Annotated in this window: 1 protein-coding gene; it reads left to right on the top strand. The window is 58.1% G+C overall.

Translation table 11 applies throughout. The features are described from left to right. Positions 1-1,356 (top strand): hypothetical protein (locus tag QSK31_RS48450; RefSeq protein ID WP_285691986.1); only part of this gene is annotated, 1,356 nt, incomplete at both ends.

A 1,356-nucleotide genomic window follows, 5' to 3' on the forward strand; every position in this document is an offset into this window, starting at 1 on the left:
CTCGCCCAATGGGACATCCACCACCAGCAGGCCGTGTTCGGACCAGACGGCGATCAGCCCTCTGCCCCTTCCGACGGACACACCCTCGACGCCCTCACCGACCCACCAACACACACCTACCCCACCGGAGGCAGGCTGCCGCGGACCGGCGAAGAATGGGCAGCAGGGTTCACGAAAGCAATCCTGAAGCGACAAAGCACGAACATCTCCGGGAAGAAAGCAGACGAGGATGCGGGCATCGCAGTCTCTGACCGGTGGAGGCGTGCGAAAGGGATGAAAGCATTCAGCAAGGCGGAGTTGGACGTGTTCGCCCTGTTCCGGATGGAACTACCTGCGGGTCACCCGGACAAAGACACTCTTGACGATCTCATCGCGACGAACGACGCAAATAACATAAAACATCCAGGTTACGACTACACGGGAAGACGGGCACAAGAGCTGAGAAGCCAGGCGGCTCGGGAACGCGACCAAGGGTCCGCCCTTGCCGCCCCTGAGGTGCGTGAGTCCGAGGCTGAACTACTGCAAATCATGGGCGTCCCGGCAAGCGAACCCGTCGCTTTCCATTCTAGGTACTACGCCCCTTACTTCCGCGCCGGTTTCGAGGAGTTAAAAGGCAGACGAATGCCGAAAGGCTACACCGTCCACCTCCCTGAACACGGCGTCGTCAAGGTTGGGCAAAGATTGCAGCACCTCCGCCATTACGGAGCCTCTCCGGAGGAGATTTACGAGCTGGCCTACCATGGCGTGTTACTGCCCGGCCGGAACGAAGACGCAATCACAAACGAATACGACAGACTCAAGGAGATGAATGCACTTCATCCCGACCTCCCGCAATGGAAAAGAGATGAGCGACAGAGGCGACAGGATGAGGAAATGGAGAAGGAAAGGAAAAGAAAGCACCCTACGCAGGAGGAGAAAGACAAGAAAAAGGAGTGGCAACAAACCAGTTATAAGAGATCCCGGGAAAGGGGACTGACGGAGGAGCAAAAAAGGAGAAAACGAGTCACTGGCTTCGCGTACGATGATAGAAAGCGGGAGAAGTTGGCTACCGCGCCCGGGGTGGGTGGGCCGGGCAGTGACGTGACGACCTACGATATTAGAGGTAGGCCTCAGACGTGGAGGTGGGACAAGGCCAAGCAGTTGCACGTGCGTCAGAATGGTTCTGGTGTTCTGTATTATCTCGACTCTCGGACATGGGACCGGTGGCCGGCCAGCGAGGGCGAGGTAGCGCCGCCAAAGCGGCCGAATTCGCAGGAGGAACAACAGCAGCAGGAGGAGCAACGGCAGATAGCGTATTCGCAGGAGGAGCAACGGCAGATAGCGTATTCGCAGGAGGAGCAACGGCAGATAGCGTAT

It is taken from the genome of Actinoplanes sp. NBRC 103695, from assembly GCF_030269485.1.
GTDB lineage: Bacteria > Actinomycetota > Actinomycetes > Mycobacteriales > Micromonosporaceae > Actinoplanes.